At 57.7% G+C, this 6637-nt stretch carries 4 protein-coding genes; 1 reads left to right on the forward strand and 3 read right to left on the reverse strand.

What is annotated here, in order from left to right; all coding sequences use genetic code 11:
• Positions 1 to 263 precede the first annotated feature (263 nt).
• Positions 264 to 839, reverse strand: a complete 576-nt coding sequence (locus Q0747_RS13795) for a uracil-DNA glycosylase family protein (protein ID WP_298255616.1) — start codon at positions 837 to 839, stop codon at positions 264 to 266.
• A complete protein-coding gene (locus tag Q0747_RS13800) occupies positions 836 to 5647 on the reverse strand; it encodes a type ISP restriction/modification enzyme (RefSeq protein ID WP_298255618.1) in 4812 nt (1603 codons plus the stop codon). The genes Q0747_RS13795 and Q0747_RS13800 overlap by 4 nt, the downstream gene beginning before the upstream one ends.
• 189 nt (positions 5648 to 5836) lie before the next feature.
• Here Q0747_RS13800 and Q0747_RS13805 point away from each other — a divergent pair, with 189 nt between their 5' ends.
• Positions 5837 to 6370 (forward strand): SRPBCC family protein, encoded by a 534-nt coding sequence (locus tag Q0747_RS13805; RefSeq protein ID WP_298255620.1) that lies wholly within the window; start codon positions 5837 to 5839, stop codon positions 6368 to 6370.
• Here the strand turns inward: Q0747_RS13805 and Q0747_RS13810 are convergent.
• A complete protein-coding gene (locus tag Q0747_RS13810; RefSeq protein ID WP_298255621.1) occupies positions 6367 to 6558 on the reverse strand; it encodes an OST-HTH/LOTUS domain-containing protein in 192 nt (63 codons plus the stop codon). The genes Q0747_RS13805 and Q0747_RS13810 overlap by 4 nt on opposite strands.
• Between the last annotated feature and the right edge of the window lie 79 nt (positions 6559 to 6637).

The following is a 6637-nucleotide window of genomic DNA, read 5'->3' on the forward strand; positions in this document are numbered from 1 at the left end:
GCCACAACTACCGGCTCAGAATGCTCCTCGCCGCAGGCGGCCTCACACCATGACCCCTACCGGATGTCCGAAGAGCCTGTTAAGGGATCCTTTGTTGCGCCAGTTGGCATGTCCGGTGTTCGACCTTCTCTGACCCAGGGACTGTCGCCAACTGACGCTAGTCGATCGAGACCGCCACCGTTCTGACACTCACGCGAGATGACCAACGTCGCGGTCAATAACTCTCAACGCAATCTCACTCGCGTCCAGATCTTCACTAGGATTCAATCGTTCTTCAGCCACAGCTCTCTGAGTACAACTAGGGTTTTATTTGAGCTCGCCGCGGCTTCGTATGGTCCTGGCATAATGAAAACGGCCGCGCCTCCGACCGAATGGTCTTCAAGCAGCCCGTTGCCGGGAAACTTTCCCAGTAGCTGCGTAGCGGCTGCCTTGAAGACAAATATGACGAGCGGGACTTCTCGAGCTGCTATCTCCCGTTCCAAGCGATCACAACCAAAAGTCATTTCTGAGGCGCCTATTTCGGCAGCCCGGGAAGTGGGTCGCTTCACCAAGTCCGTAAACCCGAGGCCCTCACACATCGCGACATCGTCCATAAACCCTGCAGAATTTGGCGGCAGGACGCCTGCTGCCGTCAGGCGCTTAGATAGCCTTATGCCCAGCGTCCCCTGATGATAGTGTCCAACACCTACGCTGACCGGAGCCGGATTGATACCAACTACTACTGCTTTCGGACTCTCCGGCCATAGATCACCTAAGGTCAGGTACTCCTTACCCATCCACGTCTCTAGGGACTGGTGACCTCGAAGTTCCCTTACTTCCCTAATCATTATTGCTCTCATACCCCTATCTCAGGAAGTGTTTTGAGAATCTGGGTGGTCTCGATACTTATGGTTACTATTCTGGCGAGGAGATCGATGATGTAGCGCGGTTTTTGGTTCTCGCGCGACCAATCATTGGGATCGTTGACTATGCCCGAGGCCGAGTCCTTCTTGATCTGGTACCGCTCGACGATCCAGTCAATGGCAGAGCGGGAGCCGAGCATGTAGTCATGAGCCTCCGCAGGTATGCCCTCGAGAGTGATTTGGCCGTTGTAGATGATGCGAGTTTTGTCCCACGCCCCGGATTTGCCACCGTACTTCATTTTAGTTACGGCATACTTGGCGTACTCATCAGCTTCTGGTATTAAACCCGTCTCACGTTCGGTCACAGGGTAGGGGTCAGCATCCTCGTAACCGATATGCAGGGCCGAAAGCCGGCGGCCAGCCTCCGAAAACGCGCGAAAACGCTCAGCACCTGGAACCATTGGGACGCGCGGGAGCATCCTCTTCAGGTCCGCTGCGAAACGATCACGGTATTCGGGAGAGTGCAGGACTCCGTAAACGTAGAAGAACACGTCATCCTTGCTCACTTCAGCCCCATAGACGGCCTGATACTTGACCAGGGACTCATCAGTCACGTTGTCGATTCGCCGTGGTTCATCATTCGGCTCTTCCAACCCGGCAAACAGATCAGCGCCTCCCACGGAAGTGACATATCTATAGCGAGGAAAAAACTGCCCCTGTCCGGACCCCCAAAATGACAAATCCGGCATGTCGGACACCATGAGGGAAGAGAATAACTTATCATTTCCCGGGCCAACTATGTAGAAGCCAAAATTTTGGGTTGTAGTGTCGGGGAAGTACTTTGGTTGCTGGCCTCGCTCATGATTCATAAGACGCGCAAAGTAGACGCGGCTCTTGTTGAAGGGGCGGTAGCTGCTAAGCCGGTAACCGCCGGGGTCCTCGACAAGCCGCTCTTCTTTTCTCAAAGCATTACGGAGGCTCCTCGCCCAACTGATTTTTGTGGCGTCTGTTGAAATGAACGGTTCGACCGGCAGTGGTTTTCCTGCTGCATTCCATCGAGCAACTTCAGCATTGTAAGTATCGATCATGTTATTGACATTTACAACTAATTTTGATTGAGAATTGTTGTATACCCAGGCGTCACGGTTTGTTTGTAGTCCCGCCCCATTGGAAGAGAAGATGCTGATTTGCCCGTCCTTGGCGCTTAGGGGTGTGAAGGTTTCGAAGTGGTCGTTGCGTTGGTTGATCCAGTCGCCATCAGCATTGGGGGTGAGCTGTTGCCAGGGGAGGTTGTCGAGGGTGGACTCGTGAACGATGGCGAGTTTTTGTTTTCGGTCGAGGTAGTTCCCGATGTCCTGGTAGTTCAGCTGGCACTTGATCACGGCTCCTGGGCGTTTCACGAGGAGCAGGACGGCAACCGTTGTCTTGCTTCCTTCACCGAATACGTTGTCTTTTTCCTTGCGGCGTTGTTCTCCGGCTGATCGAGCGTTCCCGCGCAGGTTGTAAATGTAGATCTCGTGGAACTCGTCAGTGAGGGTTTTGCGCAAGCCGTCGGCGGTGTTGCCGTCGATGTATCCGCCGTTGGAGACGTAGCAGACCACTCCCCCGTTCTCTGAGTTGAGGATGCGGTTGGAGGCCCACCGGATGGCGCGAATGTAGGAGTCGTAGAGGGAGTTTTTGTTCGTCGCAGTGGAGCGTGTCACGTAGGTTTTGCGGATCGATTCATCCAAAGTGGGGTACTTGAGGTTTGCGTTGTTGTCGTTGCCGCTGGTCTGGCCGACGGAGTAGGGCGGGTTTCCGATGATGACTCGGATGTCTAAGGCGTTCTGCTTGACTACCCGGTCGCTGTTGTTAGTAAACACGTGCTCGTCGAGGGTGTCACCGTTCTCGGTCATCTGGAACGTGTCGGTGAGAACGATCCCGTCGAAAGGCTCGTAGCCGACAGCGTCAGGGTCAGTTTCTGCTGCGGTCGCCTGATCGCGCAGGAGTCCGTGGACGGTGGCTTCGATGTTGATGGCCGCGATGTAGTAGGCCATGAGCAGCAGCTCGTTGGCGTGCAGCTCGTGGGTGTATTTGCGCAGCAGATCCTCGGGCCTGATCAGGCCTGACTGCAGCAGCCGGACGATGAATGTTCCGGTGCCGGTGAAGGGGTCCAGGACGTGCACACCCTCATCGGAGATCGACACCCCGAACTCCTTGACCAGGACGTCGTTCACGGCGCGCAGGATGAAGTCCACGACTTCCACCGGGGTGTACACGATGCCCAGGGATTCGGCCGTGCGGGGGAAGGCGAGTTTGAAGAACCGTTCGTAGAGTTCGGTGATGATTTTTTGTTTGCCTTCGGCGGTGCTCACGCCTTCGGCGCGGATCCTCACCGACCGATAGAACTCCTCAAGATTTTGCACCTCCGACTCCAGGTTGTACTGCTCGAGCACCTGGACCATGGAGTCCATGACTTGGGACACAGGGTTATGGGCTGCGAAGGAGTAGTCCTCGAACAAGGCCTCGAACACGGGTTTGGTGATCAGGTGCTGGGAGAGCATGTCGACTGCGTCGTTCTCGGTGATTGACGCGTTCAGGTTTCCGCGCAGCCCCTCCAGGAACACGGCGAATTCGTCACGGACCCGGGTGTCAGGTCCGTGAAGGATGCTGCGGATACGGATGATGTGCCGGTCAGCGATGCCCTTGACGTCCTCGGCCCACTGTTCCCAGTAGCGGCGGTCCCCCACCTTGCGGACCATGCGGGCGAAGATGGCGTTTCGCCACTCATCGGCGTTGGCCATATGGAACAGCGATTCGGTGACCTGTGCGCCGGGCTTCCCAGTGTTTCCCGGCTGGTTGTCGTCGTCTCCGAAGGGGTCGGCGACGGTGATGACGTCGATCTTTGCGTTGGAGTTCCCGTTCAGATCGAGTTTGTTGATCATTGCCTCGAACCGGTCGTCGTGGGCTCGCAGGGCCTGTAAGACGTCCCAAACGACCTTGTACTTCTTGTTATCGTTCAGCGCGGTTTCCGGATCTGAGGTTGAGGGTACGGCGATTGGCAGGATGATGTACCCGTACTCCTTGCCCTCGGCTCTGCGCATGACACGGCCCACGGCCTGCACCACGTCGACCTGGGAGTTCCGCGGGTTTAGGAACAGGACAGCGTCCAGGGATGGAACGTCGACGCCTTCGGTGAGGCACTTGGCGTTGGACAGGATCCGGCACACGTTGCCCTTCGTTTCATCCTGCAACCAGTCCAGCTTCGCGGAGCGCTCCAGAACGTTGAACGTGCCATCGACGTGGCCAGCCTCGAGCTTCAATGCCTCTTCATCCTCGACTAGCAGCTGCCGGCTGATGAGTTCAAACTGTTCGGCCAGTTTTTTGGATTCCTTGATGTTCCGGGTGAACGCCACCGCCCGGCTCATCGGCGTCGTGTCTCCAATGGACAGACGCTCCCCGTTGACCCCGCGTTTGGACAGTCCGTTCCAGCAACCCACGATGCGGGCCGCGTCATCCAAAGACAGGTCCCCGTTGTCCTTGAACAAGCCCTGGAAGGAGCGAGAAACCGCGTCCTCGTTCACGGCCAGAACCAGGACCTTGTAATCAGTGAGGTGGCCCATGTCCACGGCCTTGCCGAACCCGAGATGGTGGAACTCCGGCCCGTACACGTCCTGATCGTCCATGGAGTACACGGCCACGTCGTTCTCCGCGGCCTTGACCTTGGAATCCTGCACATAGATTCGCGGAGTCGCAGTCATATACAGGCGCTTAGCCGCCCGCAGGTAGCCCTGGTCATGGACCCGCACAAATGCCGAGTCGTCATGGTCGGGTTCGGTGATACCGGTGGTCCGGTGCGCCTCATCGCACAGGATCAGATCGAAGTCCGGCAAACCGGCTGCCTGAGCCTGAGCGATAACATCAATGGACTGGTAGGTGGAAAACACCACCGTGACTGCTTCCTGCCCCGTGCTGATGCTCGCCCGGTAGAAGAGCTTCTGCGGATCTGTCGTGGCGGGGAACGCCAGATCATGGACGGACACGTCCTCGTTGTCGCGGCGGCCGACCTTCACATCCGAACACACCGCCAGCGGACGAAGCGTTAGAGCGGCCTGGGCGGTCCACTCGTTCAGTGTCTGCTGCAGCAGGGCGATCGAGGGCACAAGGAACAGGGCACTGCCTCCGATCGGGACCATTTTTTCGACGATCTTCAGCGACGTGTAGGTCTTACCCGTGCCGCAGGCCATAATCAGCTTGCCCCGGTCAGAGTCCTGGAAGCCGGTGATCACATCATTGATGGCTTCGAGTTGGTACTTCCGCGGCTCCTTCCGGTCTGACCGCACCATCTGTTCGGGCTGGGAGAGGTTGAATTGCTCCCAGTCGATGGTGGACTCGGCCAGGTCCTGCAGACGCAGCCTGGTCGTGGGCTTGGACTGGCCCTCCAACGCTTCCTCGGCATGCTTGGACCAGTCATCGGTGGTGGAAACCACCATCCCGTAGGAGAAGTCTGTTTTGCCCATGGCAGTAAAGAAGGAGTCGATCTGCTTCTTCTCCAGCCGGCGCTGCGGGTCGTAGAACTTGCACTGAATGGCCGTCAGTTCCCCGGTGTACCGGTCTCGGGCCACAAGATCGATCCCAGTATCAACCTGCTTACCGCGGTCCGGCCAGTCGTTCCACAGCCAGACATCAGAGAACTGATCCGCGTACTTCGGCTCCAGCTCCAGGTACCGCTTCATCAACCGTTCGAATTTTGAGCCCTTGTCCCGCTCGTCAGTAGCGGAGAAATACAACTGATCTAGGACCTGCCCGAACGAAGAAGACACCATGGAACCATCTTTCAGCATGTTCTCTAGCGATGGTCTACGCGACCCACGGGTCGACGCTCCTTCATTGCGATGGACTCGCTCAGAATCAAGCTCCCTCGCTCCAGGGTTCCTGACGCTCTCTGCGCTTGTGTGGATCGGTACGCGGCAAGGCGTGAGCACCGGAAGGGCCGCCTTTGGAATACTGCAGGGATGGGTAGACGGGCAGCGCTAAAGGGCGGCGAGCAGGAAAAGACCATAGAGGGAAGGGTCGCCACCGAGATTTTGGCACCCAGGCAGTTGGTGTGGGATCTGATCAAGCCGGCCGAGAACGCTCCATTGATGGAACCGACCATCGCACGGGGCTTCCGGGCCGAGGGGACGCCACGAGGAGCAGGCGAGATACAAGTCTTCATCCACACGCTCGGCGGCAAGGAACAGGTCGTCGCGGTAGAGATCGTCGATGAAATCGCTGCAGAGTACTCGATCACCCGCCTGATCGGCGGTGGCCAGAACATGCCCACGACCGGCTACTTCCTCACAGATACGTCGGCGGGAACTCGTCTGGAAGTCCGGCATCGCATCTCCTTCGCTCGACATGGCGGCTCATACGCCCGACACCTCATCTCCGCCTACGAAGAAAGCTCGCGAGCGATGCTTCAAAGAGTCAAAGTCATCACAGAACACCGATGGGACATCCAATCCCCAGGGCTACGCGCCTGGAACGGTGAGCCCGACGAAGACTAGGACACGCTGCCCAGTAAAAGCGTCATGTGGTGGTGCTGCGAATCGCAGTGCGCTTGTCTCGCACCATCACCTGTAGGTTCTCCCCTTTTGACGTCGAACAGACCGATTCCCTCGATGAGGTCACTGAGCTTCCGGTACCCGTAGTTACGGGAATCCGAAGACGCCTGGTTACCGATCTGGCTCCCCACCGCAGCTAGGGCGTGTCTCCTAACCGTTTGAGCCAGAGGGTGATCGCCCGCAGGACGGCCCCACCTCGGTAGGTGAGGG

It is taken from the genome of uncultured Arthrobacter sp., assembly GCF_947493765.1.
GTDB lineage: Bacteria > Actinomycetota > Actinomycetes > Actinomycetales > Micrococcaceae > Arthrobacter_D.

Coding starts and splice junctions, on each gene's coding strand:
- Q0747_RS13800 (WP_298255618.1), bottom strand. CDS start 5,647: ATGGTGTCTTCTTCGTTCGGGCAGGTCCTAGATCAGTTGTATTTCTCC.
- Q0747_RS13795 (WP_298255616.1), bottom strand. CDS start 839: ATGAGAGCAATAATGATTAGGGAAGTAAGGGAACTTCGAGGTCACCAG.
- Q0747_RS13805 (WP_298255620.1), top strand. CDS start 5,837: ATGGGTAGACGGGCAGCGCTAAAGGGCGGCGAGCAGGAAAAGACCATA.